We start from the raw sequence: 21,274 nt of genomic DNA on the forward strand, positions 1-21,274 counted from the left end.
TTCTTGCTAATATATAACAACTAAGTTACTTAAAACCCTCTATAAATCCCGTTTTTTTAACAAAATGAACGAAGCATAGATAAAAATACCACTCCATGCCAGTACAATTAAAATATTTGTGAAGCTAACAGAGTAATCTTTTGTGAAGTTTTGCCCTATTTGACTTGCGATAGATTTTACAGCACCTAATCTTGAACCTGGTTCAATTATAAGATTTTGCATAGACTCTAGTGGTAAGAAATTCTTAATACTTTGAGCTGTATCCCAGTTAGAAACAACTTTCCAGCCTAAAACACCATAAATTAACCATTCTGTTAAATACCAAACAATCATAGCTCCGACTGCAAAAGCGGATCTTTTTATCAAAATCCCCAAGAATAATCCAAAAGAGAAAAAACCAACCAATTTAACAAAGAAAGCAACCAAGTATTCTAAATCTGAAAAAATGATAGAAAGTTCATTGAAATCAGAATAAATTAATCCTAAAACAATAGAAACAATAAAAACAAAAATAGTAGAAATAAAGGCAAAAGTTACAACAGCATAGAATTTTGAAAGAATAAACTCTTTTTTGCTTAAACCATCTATAAGATTTTGTTTTAGCGTTTTATAGCTATATTCATTAGCCATCATTGAAACGATAACGAGTAATAGAAAAAATTTGAATATTGAAGCAGTAAAAGTATTAAAGTGCCAGATATATGGGAAGTTAAAAATTCCTTGCTCAGCTAAATGAAGCTTGAAAGTACCGATATTAAATTTTATAGCAGCTATTAGAGCAATAGAGGTTAGTAAGCCAAAATAAATAATAGATAATACTCTACTGGCTTTGTTATGTTTTAATTTATGAAATTCAATGTTTAAAAGACGAAACATATGTAGATTGTTTATTTTAGTTGTTGGTTAAATCTAGAAACTGTTGTTCTAAGCTAGGCTTGCGTTTTACAAGGTGAGATATAGTTATGTTATTCTCAAATAAATATTTATTAAGAGTCGCTGAAGAAATATCATTCTCTAGTTGAACAATAATCAAATCTCCATCTACATTAACACTTGCAGTTTCATGGTAGTTTTTAAGAACATTTATAGTGTTTTCAATATTTTCTTCTGTTTTAATTTCTATAATACCATTAGAGGCAACCATTGTTTCAACTCTTCCGCTATATAATTTTTCTCCTTTCTGCAAAACAATAACGTGCGTGCATACTTTTTCTACTTCATCAAGTAGGTGAGATGCTAGTAATATGGTGGTTCCGTTTTCGGCTATTTTTTTTATTATTTGGCGAATTTCATGAATTCCTTGAGGATCCAGCCCGTTAGTAGGTTCGTCTAAAATTAATATTTCAGGATCATTTAATAAGGCTGATGCTATAGCTAAACGTTGCTTCATACCTAATGAATATGTCCTAAATTTATCATCTTTTCTCTCAAATAAATTTACAGTTTCTAAGGTGTCATTTATTTTATCATAGGAAACACCCTTTATTTGGCAAATCAATTGTAAATTTTGACGGGCAGTCATATATGGGTAAAAATTAGGGCGCTCTATAATAGCTCCAACTTTTTTTAATGCTTTGTGTGTAGATATGTTGCCATTAAACCAGCTAAATGATCCTGAAGTTCTATTTACTACATTTAGTATAATACCTAAAGTTGTTGATTTTCCACTTCCGTTAGGACCTAAAATACCATAAATGTTACCTTTTATAATATCAAAAGATAAATTTTTAACGGCTTGTATTTTTCCGTAATTTTTGTTTAAATCTTTAATAGATAAGATGGTTTCCAAATTGTTTGGTTTTTGTTAGTTATAATTATATGACGATTATTTTTGTTTTTTGTTACAAATAAAAAAGCTTCCTAATATAAGGAAGCTTTTTTTATTTTCTTTGTGAAAAGTTATGATTTATCTATTAACCTAAAACCTTCACCATGAATATTTAATATTTCAACATGTTCATCACTTTTTAGATACTTTCTAAGTTTAGCAATATATACATCCATACTTCGTGATGTAAAATAATTATCATCTCTCCATATTTTTGTTAATGCTAATTCTCTAGGCATTAAATCATTTTTATGAATAGCTAACATTCTAAGAAGTTTACTTTCTTTAGGCGATAGTTTCTGTGCTTCACCCTGATTGAAAATTAAATGACGAAGTTTTGAGTTAAAGTCAAATTTACCAATCTTAAATTCAAATTCTTCACTTTCTGTTGACTTTTCATTTTCTTTACGTTGTAATATTGCCTTTATTTTATGCAATAAAACTTCTGAATCAAAAGGTTTATTTAAGTAATCATCAGCCCCCACTTGATAACCTCTTAAAACATCTTCTTTTAATGTTTTTGCTGTTAAAAAAATAATAGGAATTTCTTTATTCGTTGTACGAATGTCTTCTGCTAAAGAAAATCCATCTTTTCTAGGCATCATAACATCTAAAATACACAAATCATACTCTGCATTTTTAAACATTATTAATCCGTCAATTCCATCCTTAGCGTGAGTTACATTGTAATCGTTAAGGGCTAAATAATCTTTAAGAACGGTTCCAAAATTTGGATCGTCTTCTACTAATAGAATTTTTTTACTTCCCATTGTATCCTTTCATTTTATATTAATGGTAATTTTACTGTAAACGTACTTCCTTTACTTTTTTCACTCTCAACATAAACGGTACCTTGGTGGCTATCAATTATCTCTTTAACATAAGCTAACCCTAAACCATGACCTTTTACATTATGAATATTTCCTTTATGCTCTCTATAAAATTTATCGAAAACATATTTTTGAGCATTTTTACTCATTCCAATTCCTTCGTCTTTTATCTTTAAAATAAAATTTTTATTTGTGCTTTCAGTAAAAACATCAATTTTTGGTGAATTTTCTGAATACTTAACTGCATTTTCAAGTATGTTAACCAATACATTTGTTAAATGAAATTGATTTCCTAGAACTTCAGTTGATATAGCTTTATAATGAGTTTTTACAACACCATTTTTACTATTAACTAATAATTGTATATGTTCAATAGCTTCGTCTACAATGTCGTGAATGTCAACAGCATCCTTACTAATATCTAGCTGATTTTTTTCTAGCCTCGAAATTCGTAATACATTTTCAACTTGTCCATGCATGCGTTTATTTTCGTCACGAATCATTTGTACATACCTTTTAACCTTGCTTTCATCATTAATGATTTTTGGGTTTTTAATGGCGTCTAAAGCTAAATTAATAGTAGCAATAGGTGTTTTAAATTCGTGAGTCATATTATTTATAAAATCAGTCTTTATTTCTGAAATCTTTTTTTGTCTTACCAATTGATATAACGAAGTTGAAAACGCTGCAATAATTATACCAATAAACAATAATGACAATAATAAAATTTTCATCATGCCTGATAACATGTTTTTTTCTTTATCAGGAAATTTTATATATAATTTATATTTACTGTTTCCGTTTTCATCTTCTAAAAGGGGATAGTAAAAGTTATCATTTGGTTGAATGTTAAAATAACCTGATTTTAAAGGGGTTGCAAATCCGTCTTCATATACTCCATATTTGAAATTCTGAGTTATATTTCGTTTACTTAGCTCTTCTTTTAATGTGTTATTTAGTTCTTTATTACTAACTCTTTTGTGTATGGGATAAAAACGTTTTCTTTGTTTAAACATTTCAGAATATTGTAATTTATCCCAATTATCATATCTTTTGTATGAAGAAAAACGTTTTTCATTATAATTAGCTGAAAAATCATTTTTAGAGTTTATAGATTGAACAAATAAAAAATCTTGTTTCCCAGTTATTTTTTTTATAAAAGTTGAATCATTTACAGAAAACCCAGTAGGTATTTTGTAATTCTCTTCAACGTAAGTTCCGAAAATAAAACTTTTATTACCCGTTGTATCTATTTGTTTAAATAGGAAATTCTTTACTTCCGCATCTGTTCTGTATCTATCAGTTTCTAAAAATTTACTATACTCATTGTAAGCTTCATTTTCTTCTCGTTCTTTAATCCGTTCAGATGTTCTCGCTAGAGAAATTGTTACATCGTTTTCAAATTGTTGTCGTTTATTTTTAATAGCGTCTTTTATCCAGTATACTTGTACGGATATAATTCCTATTAATGAGATGCTCATTAAAACAACAATAAGAATAAAAATTTTTTTACCCATTAGTCAAAAATAAATTAATAAAATGAGGTGTAATTTCCTTTTAACTTAGATTAACAAACATTTCTTAAATTTAAGAAAAATTTAAGAAAAAACCCTAAAAAAAGCTAAGTAATTACTTCGTGTTTGTTAAAAAATTATGAATTCTTGAAATTTCCTTTTCAGTTTCATTTAAAGATAAGTTGTGAATTACGTAGTGAGATTGTATTATTTTTTTTGAATCTTTCCATTGGTTGTTGATTCTTTTTTCTACATCTTCATAGGTGCTGTTATCTCTCTTTATAACTCGTTGAATTCTAGTTTTTATAGGAGCCGTAACTGTAATTATTTTGTCGCAAAATAGATTACTTTTATTCTCGAATAAGATAGCATTTTCGTAAAGAATATATTCTTTGTTATTGTTGATTTTTATAAAATTATTCAGGTGGTTATGTACAACTGGGTGAACAATACTGTTTAGTGAATTTAATTTCTCATTGTTATTAAAAACAATATTAGCCAGAAAAGGTCTGTTTAATTGATTGCTTTTGTAAACTTCATTAGAAAATTCTTTGATGAGTTTGTTTTTTATTTCAGAAGAAGTATTCATCAGTTTCTTAGCTTCTAAATCTGCATTGTATATGGCAATATTATTGAATTTAGAAAATAATTTTGCAACAGTTGATTTACCGCTTCCTATGCCTCCTGTAAGTCCTATAACCATTATTTATGTATTAAAAAATCTATTTTATTTGGAATCATTCTCACTGAAGAAACTAAGTTAGTTTTTACATTCAAATGCGGCACTAAATATGTCAAGTTATTTTTTTTGGTAAGCTTGTAATCACAAGAAACATCAAAAGAATTAGTGTTGATTCGGTTAAAGTTCTTTAAGCCAACTTTGTATGTAATAATTACAGTTTTTGGAAAAATATTAATGCTTTCTTTTTCTGGTGAATTTTTTATGGTAATAGGCACTTCTATTTCACCTTCAGTGAATTTGTCAACATCAAAACTTACAGTTGCATTGTTGTTTTTTACTCTAATTTTTTCAGGAATAACTAAATTTAATTTTTTAGTGGTACTTTCAGAAATATTAATCAAATCTTTCTTTTCTGTGTAAATAACATTAATAGTTTCTAAGCTTTTTTTTGTTCCAGAAAGAAGAATAGAGTCTGGAGTTATTTTTAATGGAGTATTTAAATCAAATCCTTTTTTGAAAGTAATATTCAAGTTTGCTTTAATAGGGACTTTTTTAGAGTTCAATTGGTTTATTTTAAATTGAATAGAGTCTTTTTGGATTGAAATTAGTTTGATTCCAGATTTTAATTGTTTTTGAATTTCAGCGTTGTGGTTTTTAGTTAGAAGAAAATAATTCTCTCCTAATTTTTTTTGAAGTTTTTTTAAATCTAGTGTAATTATCTTTTTAGAGAAGCGAGTTGTTATTAGTTTAAAACCACTGCCTTTTATATTGATAATAATATTTTCTTCTGGAGAATTAAGCATTATTTTGTTTAATTCTAAATTTTTGTAATTAACAAGAAAAGAAGCTTCAGTAGTATATTCTTTAGAAAGATTTATTAATAGCCAAAAAAATAAGGAAGCTATTAGAAATCCTATAAATGATTTGGGTATGTTAAAAGCTTTTTTCACTATAATAAAATAGGTTAATAAAGAAAAAGTGAGCTAAAAAGCTCACTTGGATATTGGTTGTTATTTTTTTACTTCCGTATTGTACTTTTTACTAAGTTCTAAAGATATAGCTGATCGTTCAAATTTTATTTTACCAGCACCTGTTTCAATGGACACCGTATTGTCATTATCATTAATTTCAACAATCTTACCATGAATTCCACTAGAAGTAACAACTTTAGTTCCTTTTTGAATTGAAACTTGGAATTTTTTCTCTTTCTTTTGACGTGCCATTTGAGGGCGAATCATAAAAAAATATAAAACTCCAATCATTAAAATAAAAGGAAGCATGCTCATTATTCCGCCACCACTAGCTTGTAAAAAAAATGTTTGTGTTAACATAGTTGTTTTTATTTTTCTTTAGGAGTTACCATCCCAGATATTTTAATTACTTCTCTACCATTTTCTGTATTAGTAGATAAAGTAACAGATTTTGATTGTTTATTTGGTTTTCCATTTGTATTAAAACTAACTTTTATATCAGCAGTTTTACCTGGGGCAATAGGATCTTTTGGCCATACAGGAACAGTACACCCACAAGTAGCTTTAGCGTCTGTAATAACTAAATCAGATTTACCTGTATTTGTAATAACAAAAGTTGTTTCAACAATGTCTCCTTCTGCTACTTTTCCAAAGTCATAAACTTCTTTGTCAAATTTAGCAATTGGAGCTCCCTTACTAATATCGTTATCTCTTTTTAGGGCGCTAGCTATATTTTCTTTTTTAATTTTTGATTTTGCATTTCCCTCTGCACATGAAATTAAAAAACATGAAGAGATTGCAACAGCCAAGGTTAATATTGTTTTTTTCATTTTTAAAAATTATTTAGTGTAAAAATACTAATTTATTATAATAAACCTCTACCAATTTTTACCATTGCATTTGAAGCAAGATAATCTTTCGCTAGTTTATCTAAAACACCATTAATGAAATAACCACTTTTATTTGTAGAATAGTCTTTAGCTAGCTCTATAAATTCATTAATTGTAACCCTACTAGGTATTGAAGGGAAATGTAAAAATTCAGTGATAGCCATTTTGATTAATATCATATCAATATCTGCTATTCTATCTGTTTCCCAATTAGGAGTCTTTTCCTTAATTTGGTCTTCATATTTATGATGATTCAGCATTGTTTTGTTAAATAAATCTGATACAAATTGCTTGTCGTCATTATCTTTATAAAGGCTTCCTAGTATAAAAGGATTTTTAGGGCTCTGTTTATTAAGTGTTTTTAATACCCAAGTATTAACAAATGGCATATCATCTACCCAAGAAATCATTTTATCTTCAAAATAATCTGCTATTTTTTCATTTGGAGCTATTATTTCTCTAAAAAAACTGATAACAAAACTACGATCAACATTATATGAATCTTCAACTGTGTCCATATATTTTGAATACAATTCACTAGCTAGTAACTCATCAAAAATTATTTGAACATATTTGTCATCTAAATCCCAGTAATTTAAATTATTTAATTCAACATAACTATCTAAACTAACGCTTTCTGAAAGCAAGTTTATAAGTCTATTATTAATAAATTTTTGGTTGGGGTTTAAATCTTCTTTAGTAGCTAAGATTTTCTTTTTTGAAAGTTCAATTCTTTTACGAGCTAACTTCTGTATTTCAATAAGTAATTGAAGGTTTAAAACATACAAGTCAAACATTTTTTGAATGCTATGTTTTAAAAACTTTTCTTCTCTAATTAAATCATCGCTGTTTGATTGCTGCATAGCATAAACAGATTGCATTACTTTAACTCGAATATGTCTCCTATTTATCATTTTAAAGAACTTTAAAAAAAAGAGCGATAGATTAATTTCTAACGCTCTGCAAAAGTAAAACTTTTATTTTTTCTATTTAACTATTTTGTTCTTTTTTACGTGCATTAATTCTTGCTTGAGCAATATTTAAAGCAGCTCTATGAGTAGTAATGTTTTCTTTTTGTGCTAAATCAAAGATTTCTAAAGTAGTATTGTAAATATTTTCAGTTCTTTTTTTACTTTCATCTTTACCGTATCCAGCTACTTCTGCATAAACATTTATAATACCTCCAGCATTAATTAAAAAATCAGGGGCATAAGCAATCCCTTTTTCTTGTAGTAACTTACCATGCTTAATTTCATTAGCTAGTTGGTTATTTGCAGCACCAGCAACAACTTTTGCTTGTAATTGATTAATGGTTGTGTCGTTTAAAGTGGCACCTAATGCACAAGGAGCATAAATATCAACATCTAAACCATAAATATCATTACCTAGTACTACATTAGCATTGTATTTTTTACTTAACTCTTCTAGGCGAGCTTCACTAATGTCGTTTAATATTACTTTTGCTCCTTCATCAGTTATGTGCTTAACCAAAGTTTCACCAACATGACCAACTCCTTGAACTAATATTTTTTTACCTGCTAAGTTATCAGATCCAAACTTGTATTTAGCAGCAGCTTTCATACCCATGTATACACCATAAGCAGTTACAGGAGATGGATTACCTGATCCACCTATAGATTCTGATACACCAGTTACATGAGGAGTAACTTCACGAATAATATCCATATCGCGAGTTTCCATTCCTACATCTTCTGCAGTGATATATTTTCCACTTAAAGAATTAACAAACTCACCAAACTTGCGCATCAAGTTATCGTTCTTTTGTGTTTTAGCATCACCAATTATAACAGCCTTACCACCACCAAGGTTTAATCCTGTTATGGCAGATTTAAAAGTCATACCACGAGATAAACGTAATACATCATTTAAAGCTTCCCATTCACTTTTGTATTGCCACATTCTAGTACCTCCTAAAGCAGGTCCTAAAGTTGTATTATGAATACCAATTATTGCTTTTAAACCTGTATCTTCGTCGTTGCAAAAAACGATTTGTTCATGGTTGTCAAAAGATAATTGACCAAATACAGGGTCGTTTTTAAGGTCCTTAGAATCAATGATTTCTGATGTCATTTAATGTTTTTTAGTTTTGAGCTTATTTTATTAATCTCAAAAAATTAGAAGGCAAAAGTATGAAATCGTTAAAACATAATCAAAAAAACACTCCATAATTGTATTATCTTTAACAATTAACAGGGTTTTAGATTGAATTTTTATTTTAAAATTAAAAGTAACTTTGAAAGCATTAAAATACTTAAACAAATATTTTATAAAATACAAATGGAGATTATTAGCTGGTATCGTTATAACGGTGTTATCTAAACTTCTAGCATTAAGAATACCTGCAATAATTAGAGATTCATTAAACGTTGTAGAGAATTATATAAATGGAGATATTAAAGATTTAGCGGTTGTAAAGAAAGAATTATTGTATAATGTATTCTTTATAATTATAGTTACATTAATTGCTGGTTTTTTTACATTTTTAATGAGGCAAACGATTATCGTTATGTCTAGATTAATTGAGTTTGATTTGAAAAATGAGATATATAAACAATATCAACATTTATCAATTAATTTTTATAAAAAAAATAGGACAGGTGATTTAATGAATAGGATAAGTGAAGATGTTTCTAAAGTGCGTATGTATTTTGGTCCAGCTATTATGTATTCTATAAATATGATTGTATTGTTTATAGTGGGCTTTACACAAATGATACAAATTGATGCTACATTAACAATGTACACTTTAATACCTTTTCCAGTTTTATCAATTTCAATTTTTGTATTAAGTAGACAGATAAATAAAAAAAGTGCTATTGTACAAAAGTATTTATCTAAACTAACAACGTTTAATCAAGAGTTTTTTTCAGGAATTAATGTAGTTAAATCCTATGCAATTGAGAAAGCTGTAATTACTAATTTTGATGCTTTAGCAGATGTTAGTAAAGAAAAAAATATTGAATTACATAAAATCCAAGCATTGTTTTTCCCTTTAATGATTTTGCTAATTGGTATAAGTAATATCATTGTATTATATGTAGGTGGACAGCAATATATAAATGGGGAAGTTCAAATAGGAGTTATAGCAGAGTTCTTTTTATATGTAAATATACTTACCTGGCCCGTCGCAATAGTAGGTTGGGTTACCTCAATAGTTCAACAGGCCGAAACTTCTCAGCAAAGAATAAATGAATTTTTAGAGCAAGTTCCAGAAATTAAGAATAATGTAAAAACGAATACTGAGGTTAATGGAAAGGTTGTGTTTAATAATGTAACACTCACGTATGATGATACTAATATTACTGCATTAAAAAATATAAGTTTTACTGTTGAACAAGGTGAAACAATAGCTATTTTAGGGAAAACTGGTAGTGGTAAATCTACTATAGTAAACTTGATATCTAGATTGTATGATACTTCAACAGGTGAGGTGTTAATAGATGATGTTAATATACTAGACAGCAATTTGTACGACATAAGAAATCAAATAGGCTTTGTACCACAAGATCCTTTTTTATTTTCTGATACAATAGAGAATAATATAAAATTCGGAAAAGAAGATGCCAGTAAAGAAGAAATAATAGCTGCTGCAAGAAATGCCGTAATTCATGATAATATAGCAGAATTTAAAAATGGTTATGAAACTATTTTAGGAGAGCGTGGTGTTACTTTATCGGGAGGTCAAAAGCAAAGAACTTCAATTGCAAGAGCTATTATAAAGAATCCGAAAATTTTAATTTTCGATGATTGTTTATCAGCTGTAGACACAGAAACAGAGGAAAAAATATTATCAAATTTAGAAAGAGTCTCAAAAAACAAGACAACTTTCATAATCAGTCATAGAGTTTCTTCAGCCAAAAATGCTGATAAAATTATTGTATTAGACGAAGGAGAAATAGTGCAACAAGGGGTTCATAATCAGTTAATAGAAGAAGATGGTTACTATAAAGAATTGTATAACCAACAACTTTTAGAAAAAGAAATCTAAGGTTTCGTATTGTTACCTAAAATATTTTGTTAGATTTGTTGAGCAAATTTAAACAAACAACTATTACTTAAGACAAGAATTATGAGCGAGAGAGTTGAACAAGAAGAAATTTTTTCACAGGTTTTAAGAGCTGGAAGAAGAACCTATTTTTTTGATGTTAGGTCTACAAAAGCAGATGATTACTATTTAACTATTACAGAAAGTAAGAAATTTACTCATGATGATGGTTCTTTTCATTACCAAAAACATAAAATTTACTTATACAAAGAAGATTTTTCTGACTTTAGAGAAATGTTAGATAAAGCTACTGATTATATAGTAAAAGAAAAAGGTGAAGAAGTTATTAGTGAACGTCACCAAAAAGATTACAAAAAGGAAGAAACTGAAGCTGTAGCTGAAGCATCAACTGATAGTTTTACAGATGTTTCTTTTGATGATATATAAGTACTGAAGTTACTTTAGTTTAAAGATTTGACAGAGACTTTTATTCTGTGTTGTATTTAGACTTTAAAATTTCAATTCAAATTCAATTTACACAATAAAACCACCAATAACTTATGTTTAATTTGGTGGTTTTTTTTATAGAACTTTCTTCATAACTAAAGCTTTTGCTACAGTTTCTTCCCATTCTTTTTCAGGAATACTATCTTTAGTAATTCCTCCTCCTATATAAATAATAGCATTGTTACTTATAATTTGCATACAACGTAAATTAACAAAAAGCTGAGTTTGTTTTTCGTTGTTATTTAATTCTCCAAGAAAACCTGTGTAATATGATCGTTTATAGAGCTCATTTTTAAGAATAAAATTTTTAGATTCTTCTTTTGGTAACCCACAAACCGCAGGAGTTGGATGTAAAGCAGCTATGAGTTTAGAGTTTTTAACTTTAAAAGTTCCTGTTATTTTAGTTTTTAAATGTAAAATACTCCCTGCCTTTATGGTTTCTGTTTTACCTGTATGTATGCTTTCACTTATTGGAGTTAATTTTTCAACTATATAATCAGTAACAAATTGTTGTTCATCAATTTCTTTCTGATTCCAAATTGCATTTTCATTTTCTTGGTAGGGTTGTGTACCAGCAAGTGACATTGTTTCAAATGAATTTCCATCTATTTTAACAAGTGTTTCAGGAGTAGCGCCAAGCCATAAACCTACCTTTGGATGAAACCAAACATATACCATTGCATTGGCGTAAATAGACAGCAGGTTTTTAAAAACAACTAAACAATCAAAATTTGCTAATTCAACAAGTTCCTTTCTTGATAAAACAACTTTTTGAAAGTCATTGTTATTAATAGCGTCAATTCCTTTTTTTACTAAGTCAATATGATTTTCTTTAGATAAATAGTTAATTGAAGTATTTTTAGAATGTAGTTTAAAATCAAATATAGGTTGTTCTTCTTCTATATAGATAGATGATTCTTTTGGAATAAAAACAGCATCATCAGTATTATTAAATGGGGCAAAAACAAATCCACTATTTGAATATTCATCAATAATATTTAAAGAAGTATCTTTTTGAAAAAACGCGCTAATCTTTTTACTATTAGGTTTTCTATATGAAACAAAAGGAAGTCCTTCTTTAAAGGATTTTTCAATATGGATAAAAATGCTCAATTTGATAAATTTAAAAGTTGTTGTTTAATAATTGGAAATTCACTCCAAACTAAATCATGACCAGCGTTTTGAATTGTGATTAATTCAAATTGTTCCTTAGGGAACTGATTTTGTAAAAATTCAGAATTACTATAAGGAACAATCCAATCAGAATTACCATGAATACTAGTAATTGTATTAGCTGTAGATTTCCAGTTTTGTTCAAAATTCTGTAAGTCTCTAATATGAGAAATCTTTTCTTTAGAAGCTTCCTTCCATATTTTAGGAACTAACCACCTAGTTAATTTCCATTTATAAAAATTTAAAGCCCAAGGCATAGGTTCTACCTTACTATGTACCGCAGGAGCTAATAGTATAATTTTATTAAGTTTCTTTTTTACAGCTAAGGCTATAGGACCTCCATAGGAATAGCCAACGAGTATTATTTTTTCTGAAGGAATGTTTTTAACTAAATCTTCAACCAAGTCTTTTTCAAAAGAAATACTTTCTTGAACATGATATTTATCGTTGTAATTATACCCAATTCGATCATAAGAAATCATATTGAACTTTTCTAGTAGTTCGTTATCAGACATATATTTAACAAAATTACTACATGACCCAATAGTCCCATGAATAAATACTAACGTAGGCAAACTAGTGTCTTTAATAATTTTTAGAGTTCTGTAATTAAAGTTTTTATATTTTTGATGTTGTATAATTGGTTTTTGAGGAAACTTATCAAACTTTTCTAGTAAATCTTTATCTGAATCAGGAGAAGAAAAATAAACAAAAAGTGTATAGACTCCTATTAGAAGAAAACAAAAAATGATACTTGTTATTTTAAGAAATTTTTTGAGTTTTCTCATTATTTTTTTGATAATATAATATTAGTGATTTTACAAATAGAAATTAGGTTATGATATTCATCAACAATTTTAACTTCCCATAAATGAGTAGTTTTACCCCTGTGAATTGGTTTTGCAGTGGCAAAAACAATTCCTTCTTTTTTGCTTTTAATATGGTTAATACTAAGTTCTAGTCCTTTGGCAATTTGAGTTTTAGTATCAATAAATAAAAAGCCAGAGGCACAACTACCAACAGTTTCAGCTAATGCAGCAGTAGCTCCTCCATGTAAAATACCATAGGGTTGGTGAACTTTAGAATTAACAGGCATTTTTGCGGTTAAAAAATCATCACCTACGTCTGTAAACTCAATATTTAAAGTCTCCATTAGGGTGTTTTTATTAAAACTATTAAGTTTATCAAGAGTCTGTTGCTTATCCATAATAAATGCTAGAGTAAAATCACCCAAAAATACGTATTTTTGTACCCATAAAAAACAAGAGAATGTATAAAGTACGTGCAATATTAGATACACAAGAAGATGTAATAAGAACTTTGTTGATTGATGAAAAGAAATCTTTGGAAGAATTACATTTTTCAGTAGCTAAAGCATTTGGTTTTGATGGGCAAGAAATGGCTTCTTTTTATCGTACAGATGAAGAGTGGAACCAAGGAGAGGAAATTCCATTGTTTAATATGGCAGAGGCAGGAGAAGGTTTGTCAATGGCAATTTGTATGGTGCACGAAACGTTGCGTAATACAAATGATAAGCTTATTTATGTATATGACTTTTTACATATGTGGACTTTCTATATTGAATTAATAGATCAAACTGATGAAAATATTTCTGAAAACAAAGTAATATTATCTGTAGGTGAAGTTCCAACTGAAGCTCCTGACAAAGAATTTAAAGCTGAAGATATACATTCAGGTCTTAATGATGATTTTAAAGACGAATTTGAAAGCTTAGATGATTTTGATTTTGATAACTATTAATATGTAATCTAAAATTTAAAAATGACAAATCCCTTATTTTATATAAAATAAGGGATTTGTCATTTTTTTAGACATTAATTAATAGTATTTTATTTAAATGAAAAATATTGAGTTTTATGTATAATATAGTACCTTTATAGTATGGCACAGTTTATTAAGTTATATAATGAAAACCCTAATCCAAAAGAAATAAGTAAGGTTGTAAAGGTTTTACAAAATGGAGGGATAATAATTTATCCTACCGATACCGTTTATGGATTAGGATGTGATATAACAAACACAAAAGCTTTAGAAAAAATAGCTAAAATTAAAGGTGTAAAATTAGAAAAGGCTAATTTTTCATTTATATGTAATGATTTGAGTCACTTATCTGATTATGTAAAGCAAATTAACACACCTACATATAAAATATTAAAAAGAGCATTACCAGGACCTTATACTTTTATTTTACCGGGAAGTAATTCATTACCAAAAGTATTTAAAAAACGAAAAACGGTAGGTATTCGAGTTCCAGATAATACAATAGCAAGGGCTATTGTAGAAGCTCTTGGAAACCCAATTGTTTCTACTTCAATTCATGATGAAGATGAAATTATAGAATATACAACTGATCCTGAGTTAATTTTTGAAAAATGGCAAAATATTGTAGATGTTGTAGTTGATGGAGGTTATGGAGATAATTACGCTTCAACAGTGATTGATTTAACTGATGATTATCCTGAAGTAATAAGAGAAGGTAAAGGAAGTTTAGATATTTTGTAATAGTTTAATGTAAGTCTTTAAACTTTTTTCTACCTAAACCAAAATACTGCCAAACAATAGAAGTATGTAGGTTGTAATTTGATTTTTTTTGTAGAGTACGTCGCTTTCCTAAAAACTTAAAAAAATTAGCGTAGAAACTAAAATGAGCTTTTAAAATTGCCAAGGTATGTATTGGCCTTAATTCTAAAAGAAATTTAAGTCCTGCTATACCATCTAAAACTAAACGAGAAAAAACAACAAATAAAAACCATTGCTTTGGTACATTCTTAACAACGTTTAGTAAACTATTTCTGAAGTTTAAAAATGTTTTATGTGGATTGCTCTCTTGCAAAGTAGCTCCACCAACATGGTAAACTGTAGAAAGACCAACATATTTAATTTGATAACCTTCATTTTGAGCACGCCAGCATAAGTCAATTTCTTCTTGATGCGCAAAATAATCTTCGTCAAAACCGTCTAAGTTATGGTATACTTCAGAACGAATAAACATACATGCTCCAGAAGCCCAGAATATTGAAGTAGTATCGTTAAATTGACCAGTATCAGTTTCTAAATTATTAAAAACACGTCCGCGACAATAAGGATATCCAAATAAATCAATAAAACCACCACCAGCTCCTGCATATTCAAATTTGGTTTTATCTTTGAAATCTAGCAGTTTAGGTTGAATAATAGCAGTATTTTTATCATTCTTAAAAACCTCTAAAATAGGAGTTAGCCAGTTTTGAGTAACCTCAATGTCTGAATTTAATAAACAATAAATATCAGCATCTATAAAATTTAAGGCATCGTTATAGCCTTTTGCATAACCACCATTAGTTGTGTTTTTAACAATTTTCACTGATGGATAATAAGTTTTGATATATTGAATAGAATCATCTGTAGAAGCATTATCGGCTACATATACTTCAGCTTCATTTTCACTAAAATTTACGACAGATGGTAAAAACTGTTCTAAAAGCTTTTTACCGTTCCAATTTAATATGACTATTGCAGTTTTCAAGTTCGCAAACTTACACTTTTAAAGTGGTTTTAAAAGGTAATAATTTGTTAATTTGAATCTATCATTGTTGAATCAAATACAGTTATTGAAAAGAAGAATAAAAACTATTCTATATAATTATAAAAAGATAATAGAGGCCATTTTTTTCTCCAAGACTTTTCATTTATTCTTTTTCTATAAACTGTTAAATTAAAATTTGGAGTTGGTTTAACTATAAGGTTAAATAAATCACTTAAACCATAAGGTGCAATAAATTCAATTTTATTATTAGTGTTTATGCGTATAGCAATTGAGGTTGCAGTTTCAGGCCAAAATGAAATTGCATGTTCACAGTTTTTATAAGGAGGATGCCCATTTCTAGTATGCATTCTAAATTGATTTTTTACTGACCAATTTATTGTTGAGTTTATGTTTGTTAATTTAGCTTCAATTATGAAATCACCATTTTTAGTAAATGAATTATTATCAAAATAAATAACATCAATGTCATTTAATAAAGACCTTTCTTTGTTGTGCTTATAATCCCATATTTTATTTCTTACAAAACCAGCACCAATCCAGCAGTCAGTTAAATTTAAATCTCTTACTATTTTTAAAATGTTAAGCATCCAAGAATCATTCTCTACTATTGATGTTAATTCAGTTGTTAAGTTAAAAGCCATGGAGAACAATATTAATTATATGAAGGAATATCTTTTAAAAAGATATAACGTTCATTTTCGGTATCTAACATGCAATAAAAATGCTCCAAACCATTGGTAACTATTAAAAATTGAGCATTTAGCTTTAGGTTATAACGAGCAATTTGATCAAAAGTAGCTTGTGTTATTTTTACTTTTGGAGCCTTACACTCTACAATTATATTAGGGGTTCCGTTAGGGGAAAAAATAACAATGTCCGTACGTTTTTTTAAATTGTTAATGGTAAGTTGTTTTTCAATTGCAATTAAAGTTGTTGGATATTTTTTTTCATTAATTAAAAACTGAACAAAATGTTGACGAACCCATTCTTCAGGAGTTAGTACCATGTATTTTTTTCGTAAACTATCAAAAATAAGCGTCTTATTTTCGTTACTTTTGAGCTTGAAAGGATATGTAGGTAAATTCAGTTTTTGCATTAGTCAAAAATATAAAAACTTTCAATATTTAATTTTCAATTGTTTACTTATTTTAAATGAACGACGTAACACATATAGTTAATGATATAAAGAACGGAGCTCTTAAGCCTATTTATTTTTTAATGGGTGAAGAACCGTATTATATTGATAAAATTTCTGAATACATTGAAAAAAATGTTTTGGACGAATCTGAAAAAGGGTTTAATCAAGTAGTAATGTATGGAAGAGATGTTTCTATAGATGAAATAGTATCATCAGCTAAACGATATCCTATGATGGCAGATCGCCAAGTAATTATCGTAAAAGAAGCACAAGATTTAAGTAGGACTATAGATAAAATTGAAAGTTATGCCAGTAATCCACAGCCAACTACTGTATTAGTTTTTAATTACAAATACAAAAAACTTGATAAACGTAAAAAGGCATACAAAGCAATTGCTAAAAATGGCCTGATTTACGAGAGCAAGAAGTTGTATGATAACCAAGTTGCAGATTGGATACGTAAGGTTTTAGGAGGAAAAAAATACAATATTGAACCTAAAGCATCGCAGATGTTGGTTGAGTTTTTAGGAACAGATTTAAGTAAAATAAGTAACGAATTAGATAAGTTAATCTCTGTATTACCAGCTGAAACAATTATTAATCCTTCTCATATAGAAGAGAATATAGGGATATCTAAAGACTTTAATAACTTTGAGTTAAGAAAAGCTGTAGGTCAAAAAGATGTGGTTAAAGCAAATAGAATTATTAATTATTTTGCTCAAAACCCTAAGAATAATCCTTTAGTAATGACTATTTCATTATTGAATAGTTTTTTTACACAAATGCTTATGTATCATGGTTTAAAAGATAAATCTAAAGGGTCAGTAGCTAAAACTTTGGGTGTGAATCCTTATTTTGTTGATGATTATGCTACTGCAGGACGAAATTACCCCATGCGAAAAGTGTCTCAAATAATAGGGTTATTAAGAGATGCAGATGTTAAAAGTAAGGGGGTTGGAGCTAATGCTATGCCACAATCAGACATTTTAAAAGAGTTGTTATTTAAAATTCTACATTAATAACGAATGATAATGATCTTTTATTAAAAGAGTTTGAAGGGATAGGTTTTACAAAAAACGAGTTAGAAAGTATTGCTTCAGGGTATAAAAAAACTACTGTAAAAAAAGGAGATTTTCTCTTAAAAGCAGGTCAAATTTCTGATGCATATTATTTTATAACTGATGGGTTTATTCGTTCATTTGTTATAAATTATGAAGGAGAAGAGGTTACTACTAACTTTTTTTCAAAGAACAGTTTAATCATAGAAGAAAGTTCATTTTTTTTAAAATTACCATCTAAGGAATATATTCAAGCATTGTCAGATTGTATTTTGTGGAGTAAACACGTTACTGTTTTTAATGAGCACTTTAATGAGTTTGAAAAATATAGAGAGTGGGGTAGAGAACATTTGGTTAAAAATTTCTTTGCCTTAAAAGAAAGAAGTTTGGCAATGATAACAGATACTGCTACTGATAGATATCAAAACTTATTAAAAAACAGACCAGAAGTTATCCAAAAAGCACCTTTAAAGCAGATTGCTTCTTTTTTAGGAATAACAGATACATCGTTAAGTAGAATTAGAAAAGAGTTAGCTAACTAGTATTTCTTGTCATATGACAAGATTTTTTTTTACGTAGTAGATTATTTTTGGATATCTAATTTTATGAATTATGATTCCTAATTTACCAATATATATTTCTGTATCTTTTTTAATAATAACTTTTTATGCTTTTTTCTTATTCGAAAAATCAAATCAATTAAAAAATAGTACTAAAGCTTTAATCATTTTTTGGATAGTATTTATTTCTGTAATGGCATACAATGGAGTATATCATTTTAAAGAAGGAGATGTTTTTTCTAGATTTTTATTTGTGCTTTTGCCTGTAATTTTTTTTATCATTTTTCTGGTTAATAGAAGTGTTGTTTATCAAAAGAGAGATTTACGATGGAGTACGGCTGTTCATATTCTTCGATTTCCTGTAGAACTTTTATTGTTTCAGTTAGCAATGCATAAATGGATTCCTATTGAAATGACTTATGAAGGATGGAACTATGATATTATTCCTGGTGTTACTTCAATTGTATTAGTTATTTTATTAAATTTTAAAAAAGTAAGTGATAAATTATTGCTGTATTGGAATATAATAGGGTTGGTTTTTATACTATTTATATTGACTAATGGGTTTTTATCACAAGAGTTATTTTATACAAAGTTTGGATATTCAGTACCCAACAGAGGAATAGCGTACTTTCCAATTATATTGTTGGCTGGGGTAATTGTACCAATAGTTATTTACACCCATATTACTGACATTATAGTGTTAAGAAATAAAATAAAAGATGATTTAAAAAAACACCATTAAAATAATGGTGTTTAAAAAAATGAAATTTTATTTCCAATTACTTCCGTTAGAATTTACTTTATTATTTGGATGTTGTTCATTCCAAAGTCTTGATAAGTAGCGTTTATCAGCTAAATCTTTTTGCCAAAAATTTAACCACCTTAAGTGTTTGTCTTGAGCATTTTCAGAGTTTAATGGATCACCAGGATCTAAGGTTAATATTTTACCTGTAGCGTTATCAAATCGTACTTGAAAATCTGGAACATCAGCTTTTTTAATTTGCGGAATTAAAAGCTCAATACTTTTAATGGCATTTTCTCTTTTTATTTCAGCATCTTCTATAGTAGGTTGAGTTGCTATAAATTTAAGAATTTGAATACTGAATTTTTTAACTTCATCTTCTGAAAAAGCGGTGCCAGCTCTAGGTATTTCAAATCCATCAATTTTTTCTTCAATAAAAGCAATTTTTTTCTCAGTATTTTCTTGAACCTCAAAAATAGCTTCATCAGTAGTTGAAACTCCTAAGTCAGGTGTGTAAACACCATTTTTCTTAAGGGATAAAATTTGATCAATTTCTGCTTTAATTAAACGCTCTTTTGATTTAGGAGCACTCAATACAATCCAAGGAGAATTGTTAATTCCGTATGCTTTCTTATTTACCCCACCTCCAAATGGAGTAAAATAAGTTTTATCAGTTAAATTTTTAGTTGATGCTAGTTCTTTTGCTTCTCTAAAAGATAATTTACCCATATAATTAGATTTTTTTAATGCTTTTGGTTTGTGATTTTAAGCTGAGGAAGCATCAAAATTTAAGCCAAATGAACAAATTTTAACATAATTGTTTTATTGATTTCTCTATGTTTTAACTCTAAGACCTTCACTAAACATGCATAAAATATTGGTTTTTAGTATCTTTAAATCCTGAGTAAATGTTAAATTTTTTTAAAGAAATATTGTTTTGTTTAATGTTTATGTATATTTGTTAAACAAAAATTAAATCAACTCTCATTATGAAACCAATTTTTTATAAATTAAGTTTTCTTATTTTTTTCATTCTTGTATCTTTTAAACCAACAGCAAAAGAGTTTACTGGTCAAGCAGTATATTTTTCTAAATCTAAAATGGAGTTAGGCCGATGGGGAGCAAGAATGAGCGAAGCTCAGAAAAAGCAAATTCAAGCACGTTTAAAAAATAGATTAGAAAAAACATATGTATTAAATTTTAATAAAAAAGAATCTTATTTTAAGGAAGAAGATAAGTTAGATGCTATTTCTGGAGCAACAGATTCTTGGGGAAAAAATTTTACACAAGGAGAACAATACAAAAATGTAAAAGAAAATACATTGGTACAAAGTCAAGAGTTTTATGGGAAAAAATTTTTAGTGAAAGACAAGTTGCAAGTAATTAAGTGGAAACTTGGAAAAGAATCTAAAAAAATAGGAAAGTATTTGTGTTTTAAGGCTACTGCGTCTATACCAACATTAGAGTTAACGTGGTATAATTTTTCATGGAGCGATTTAAGGCCAAGTAAAGATAAAGAAGAAACTGTGAAAATGACAGATGTCGAAGCTTGGTATACACCACAGATACCCGTTAGCCATGGTCCTGCAGAATATTGGGGATTACCTGGACTTATACTTGAGGTAGGAGCTGGAAATACCATTATGTTGTGTTCTAAAGTAGTTTTAAATCCTAAAGAAGAAATAATTATAGAGGCTCCTGAAAAAGGAAAAGAAATAACAAAGAGTGAATACCAAAAAACTATTAAAGGAAAAATGATTGAAATGAGAAATAACAGAGGAAGAAGAAGGAGATAGTTAAAATAAAACTTTTTATAAACCATAAG

Annotated in this window: 25 protein-coding genes; 8 read left to right on the plus strand and 17 right to left on the minus strand. The window is 28.1% G+C overall.

Annotation, left to right across the window (positions count from 1 at the left end):
• Positions 1–39 precede the first annotated feature (39 nt).
• The 10 genes from DS884_RS10415 to DS884_RS10460 all read right to left on the minus strand — a co-directional run bounded on the left by DS884_RS10415 (position 40) and on the right by DS884_RS10460 (position 8,806).
• Positions 40–876 carry an ABC transporter permease gene (locus DS884_RS10415; RefSeq protein ID WP_093868805.1) on the minus strand — a complete coding sequence of 279 codons (837 nt, stop codon included), beginning with the start codon at positions 874–876 and terminating at the stop codon, positions 40–42.
• A gap of 16 nt (positions 877–892) precedes the next feature.
• Complete coding sequence (locus tag DS884_RS10420; RefSeq protein WP_093868804.1) at positions 893–1,789, minus strand: ABC transporter ATP-binding protein; 897 nt, start codon at positions 1,787–1,789, stop codon at positions 893–895.
• Between the two features lie 110 nt (positions 1,790–1,899).
• Positions 1,900–2,598 (minus strand): response regulator transcription factor, encoded by a 699-nt coding sequence (locus tag DS884_RS10425; RefSeq protein ID WP_093868803.1) that lies wholly within the window; start codon positions 2,596–2,598, stop codon positions 1,900–1,902.
• Between the two features lie 14 nt (positions 2,599–2,612).
• Positions 2,613–4,175, minus strand: coding sequence for a sensor histidine kinase (locus DS884_RS10430; RefSeq protein ID WP_093868802.1), 1,563 nt, complete (start codon positions 4,173–4,175; stop codon positions 2,613–2,615).
• A gap of 112 nt (positions 4,176–4,287) precedes the next feature.
• Positions 4,288–4,875 carry a dephospho-CoA kinase gene (gene coaE / locus DS884_RS10435; protein ID WP_317047335.1) on the minus strand — a complete coding sequence of 196 codons (588 nt, stop codon included), beginning with the start codon at positions 4,873–4,875 and terminating at the stop codon, positions 4,288–4,290.
• Positions 4,875–5,804 (minus strand): YbbR-like domain-containing protein, encoded by a 930-nt coding sequence (locus DS884_RS10440; RefSeq protein ID WP_113786689.1) that lies wholly within the window; start codon positions 5,802–5,804, stop codon positions 4,875–4,877. Before DS884_RS10440 ends, coaE begins: the two co-directional genes overlap by 1 nt.
• Positions 5,805–5,864: 60 nt before the next feature.
• On the minus strand, positions 5,865–6,185 hold the full coding sequence (gene yajC / locus DS884_RS10445; RefSeq protein ID WP_093868799.1) for a preprotein translocase subunit YajC: 321 nt from the start codon (positions 6,183–6,185) through the stop codon (positions 5,865–5,867).
• Positions 6,186–6,193: 8 nt separating this feature from the next.
• Positions 6,194–6,655 carry a DUF1573 domain-containing protein gene (locus tag DS884_RS10450; RefSeq protein ID WP_093868798.1) on the minus strand — a complete coding sequence of 154 codons (462 nt, stop codon included), beginning with the start codon at positions 6,653–6,655 and terminating at the stop codon, positions 6,194–6,196.
• Positions 6,656–6,690: 35 nt separating this feature from the next.
• Positions 6,691–7,629: a transcription antitermination factor NusB gene (gene nusB, locus DS884_RS10455; protein WP_093868797.1), complete on the minus strand. Its 939-nt coding sequence runs from the start codon at positions 7,627–7,629 to the stop codon at positions 6,691–6,693.
• Between the two features lie 76 nt (positions 7,630–7,705).
• Complete coding sequence (locus DS884_RS10460; protein ID WP_093868796.1) at positions 7,706–8,806, minus strand: Glu/Leu/Phe/Val family dehydrogenase; 1,101 nt, start codon at positions 8,804–8,806, stop codon at positions 7,706–7,708.
• 163 nt (positions 8,807–8,969) lie between these two features.
• Here DS884_RS10460 and DS884_RS10465 point away from each other — a divergent pair, with 163 nt between their 5' ends.
• On the plus strand, positions 8,970–10,724 hold the full coding sequence (locus tag DS884_RS10465; RefSeq protein WP_113786690.1) for an ABC transporter ATP-binding protein: 1,755 nt from the start codon (positions 8,970–8,972) through the stop codon (positions 10,722–10,724).
• Positions 10,725–10,805: 81 nt separating this feature from the next.
• Positions 10,806–11,168 carry a PUR family DNA/RNA-binding protein gene (locus tag DS884_RS10470; protein WP_093868794.1) on the plus strand — a complete coding sequence of 121 codons (363 nt, stop codon included), beginning with the start codon at positions 10,806–10,808 and terminating at the stop codon, positions 11,166–11,168.
• 135 nt (positions 11,169–11,303) lie between these two features.
• On the opposite strand, the gene DS884_RS10475 is transcribed toward DS884_RS10470, so the two are convergent.
• Genes DS884_RS10475 through DS884_RS10485 form a run of 3 tightly spaced genes read right to left on the minus strand, consistent with a single transcriptional unit; the run spans position 11,304 to position 13,608 of the window.
• A complete protein-coding gene (locus DS884_RS10475) occupies positions 11,304–12,341 on the minus strand; it encodes a chorismate-binding protein (protein WP_113786691.1) in 1,038 nt (345 codons plus the stop codon).
• Entirely contained in the window at positions 12,338–13,189 is an 852-nt protein-coding gene (locus tag DS884_RS10480) for an alpha/beta fold hydrolase (protein ID WP_113786692.1), read from the minus strand. Before DS884_RS10480 ends, DS884_RS10475 begins: the two co-directional genes overlap by 4 nt.
• On the minus strand, positions 13,189–13,608 hold the full coding sequence (locus DS884_RS10485; RefSeq protein WP_113786693.1) for a PaaI family thioesterase: 420 nt from the start codon (positions 13,606–13,608) through the stop codon (positions 13,189–13,191). Before DS884_RS10485 ends, DS884_RS10480 begins: the two co-directional genes overlap by 1 nt.
• Before the next feature lie 62 nt (positions 13,609–13,670).
• Here DS884_RS10485 and DS884_RS10490 point away from each other — a divergent pair, with 62 nt between their 5' ends.
• Together DS884_RS10490 and DS884_RS10495 are read left to right on the plus strand one after the other, a co-directional pair.
• Positions 13,671–14,162, plus strand: a complete 492-nt coding sequence (locus DS884_RS10490) for an IS1096 element passenger TnpR family protein (RefSeq protein ID WP_093868790.1) — start codon at positions 13,671–13,673, stop codon at positions 14,160–14,162.
• Between the two features lie 141 nt (positions 14,163–14,303).
• Positions 14,304–14,924, plus strand: a complete 621-nt coding sequence (locus DS884_RS10495; RefSeq protein ID WP_093868789.1) for an L-threonylcarbamoyladenylate synthase — start codon at positions 14,304–14,306, stop codon at positions 14,922–14,924.
• A gap of 4 nt (positions 14,925–14,928) precedes the next feature.
• Here DS884_RS10495 and DS884_RS10500 read toward each other — a convergent pair whose 3' ends face one another.
• The 3 genes from DS884_RS10500 to DS884_RS10510 all read right to left on the minus strand — a co-directional run bounded on the left by DS884_RS10500 (position 14,929) and on the right by DS884_RS10510 (position 17,044).
• Positions 14,929–15,927: a glycosyltransferase family 2 protein gene (locus tag DS884_RS10500; protein ID WP_113786694.1), complete on the minus strand. Its 999-nt coding sequence runs from the start codon at positions 15,925–15,927 to the stop codon at positions 14,929–14,931.
• 104 nt (positions 15,928–16,031) lie between these two features.
• On the minus strand, positions 16,032–16,589 hold the full coding sequence (locus DS884_RS10505) for a nucleotidyltransferase family protein (protein WP_113786695.1): 558 nt from the start codon (positions 16,587–16,589) through the stop codon (positions 16,032–16,034).
• Between the two features lie 11 nt (positions 16,590–16,600).
• Positions 16,601–17,044 carry a type I restriction enzyme HsdR N-terminal domain-containing protein gene (locus tag DS884_RS10510; protein ID WP_093868786.1) on the minus strand — a complete coding sequence of 148 codons (444 nt, stop codon included), beginning with the start codon at positions 17,042–17,044 and terminating at the stop codon, positions 16,601–16,603.
• A gap of 56 nt (positions 17,045–17,100) precedes the next feature.
• On the opposite strand from DS884_RS10510, the gene holA reads away from it, so the two are divergent.
• From holA to DS884_RS10525, 3 genes are all read left to right on the plus strand, one after another.
• Complete coding sequence (gene holA / locus DS884_RS10515; RefSeq protein WP_113786696.1) at positions 17,101–18,105, plus strand: DNA polymerase III subunit delta; 1,005 nt, start codon at positions 17,101–17,103, stop codon at positions 18,103–18,105.
• A 71-nt stretch (positions 18,106–18,176) separates the two neighbouring features.
• Entirely contained in the window at positions 18,177–18,686 is a 510-nt protein-coding gene (locus DS884_RS18730) for a Crp/Fnr family transcriptional regulator (protein WP_255414821.1), read from the plus strand.
• A gap of 70 nt (positions 18,687–18,756) precedes the next feature.
• The gene (locus DS884_RS10525) at positions 18,757–19,449 is read left to right on the plus strand and encodes a hypothetical protein (protein ID WP_113786698.1); all 693 of its coding nucleotides are present in this window, start codon (positions 18,757–18,759) and stop codon (positions 19,447–19,449) included.
• Between the two features lie 27 nt (positions 19,450–19,476).
• On the opposite strand, the gene DS884_RS10530 is transcribed toward DS884_RS10525, so the two are convergent.
• A complete protein-coding gene (locus DS884_RS10530) occupies positions 19,477–20,178 on the minus strand; it encodes a hypothetical protein (protein ID WP_113786699.1) in 702 nt (233 codons plus the stop codon).
• 260 nt (positions 20,179–20,438) lie between these two features.
• Here DS884_RS10530 and DS884_RS10535 point away from each other — a divergent pair, with 260 nt between their 5' ends.
• The gene (locus DS884_RS10535) at positions 20,439–21,245 is read left to right on the plus strand and encodes a GLPGLI family protein (RefSeq protein WP_113786700.1); all 807 of its coding nucleotides are present in this window, start codon (positions 20,439–20,441) and stop codon (positions 21,243–21,245) included.
• The last annotated feature ends 29 nt before the right edge of the window (positions 21,246–21,274 follow it).

Origin of the sequence: Tenacibaculum sp. E3R01 (genome assembly GCF_003318185.1) — a bacterium.
In the GTDB taxonomy this organism is placed as follows: domain Bacteria; phylum Bacteroidota; class Bacteroidia; order Flavobacteriales; family Flavobacteriaceae; genus Polaribacter; species Polaribacter halocynthiae.

Bases quoted from the DNA above. Each gene is read 5' to 3' on its own strand.
- DS884_RS10415 (WP_093868805.1), bottom strand. From the start codon at position 876: ATGTTTCGTCTTTTAAACATTGAATTTCATAAATTAAAACATAACAAA.
- holA (WP_113786696.1), top strand. From the start codon at position 17,101: ATGAACGACGTAACACATATAGTTAATGATATAAAGAACGGAGCTCTT.
- DS884_RS10530 (WP_113786699.1), bottom strand. From the start codon at position 20,178: ATGGGTAAATTATCTTTTAGAGAAGCAAAAGAACTAGCATCAACTAAA.
- DS884_RS10485 (WP_113786693.1), bottom strand. From the start codon at position 13,608: ATGGATAAGCAACAGACTCTTGATAAACTTAATAGTTTTAATAAAAAC.
- DS884_RS10425 (WP_093868803.1), bottom strand. From the start codon at position 2,598: ATGGGAAGTAAAAAAATTCTATTAGTAGAAGACGATCCAAATTTTGGA.
- DS884_RS10535 (WP_113786700.1), top strand. From the start codon at position 20,439: ATGAAACCAATTTTTTATAAATTAAGTTTTCTTATTTTTTTCATTCTT.
- DS884_RS10505 (WP_113786695.1), bottom strand. From the start codon at position 16,589: ATGGCTTTTAACTTAACAACTGAATTAACATCAATAGTAGAGAATGAT.
- yajC (WP_093868799.1), bottom strand. From the start codon at position 6,185: ATGTTAACACAAACATTTTTTTTACAAGCTAGTGGTGGCGGAATAATG.
- DS884_RS10460 (WP_093868796.1), bottom strand. From the start codon at position 8,806: ATGACATCAGAAATCATTGATTCTAAGGACCTTAAAAACGACCCTGTA.
- DS884_RS10510 (WP_093868786.1), bottom strand. From the start codon at position 17,044: ATGCAAAAACTGAATTTACCTACATATCCTTTCAAGCTCAAAAGTAAC.
- nusB (WP_093868797.1), bottom strand. From the start codon at position 7,629: ATGATAAATAGGAGACATATTCGAGTTAAAGTAATGCAATCTGTTTAT.
- DS884_RS10430 (WP_093868802.1), bottom strand. From the start codon at position 4,175: ATGGGTAAAAAAATTTTTATTCTTATTGTTGTTTTAATGAGCATCTCA.
- DS884_RS10450 (WP_093868798.1), bottom strand. From the start codon at position 6,655: ATGAAAAAAACAATATTAACCTTGGCTGTTGCAATCTCTTCATGTTTT.
- DS884_RS10480 (WP_113786692.1), bottom strand. From the start codon at position 13,189: ATGAGAAAACTCAAAAAATTTCTTAAAATAACAAGTATCATTTTTTGT.
- DS884_RS10470 (WP_093868794.1), top strand. From the start codon at position 10,806: ATGAGCGAGAGAGTTGAACAAGAAGAAATTTTTTCACAGGTTTTAAGA.
- DS884_RS10525 (WP_113786698.1), top strand. From the start codon at position 18,757: ATGATTCCTAATTTACCAATATATATTTCTGTATCTTTTTTAATAATA.
- coaE (WP_317047335.1), bottom strand. From the start codon at position 4,875: ATGGTTATAGGACTTACAGGAGGCATAGGAAGCGGTAAATCAACTGTT.
- DS884_RS10490 (WP_093868790.1), top strand. From the start codon at position 13,671: ATGTATAAAGTACGTGCAATATTAGATACACAAGAAGATGTAATAAGA.
- DS884_RS10495 (WP_093868789.1), top strand. From the start codon at position 14,304: ATGGCACAGTTTATTAAGTTATATAATGAAAACCCTAATCCAAAAGAA.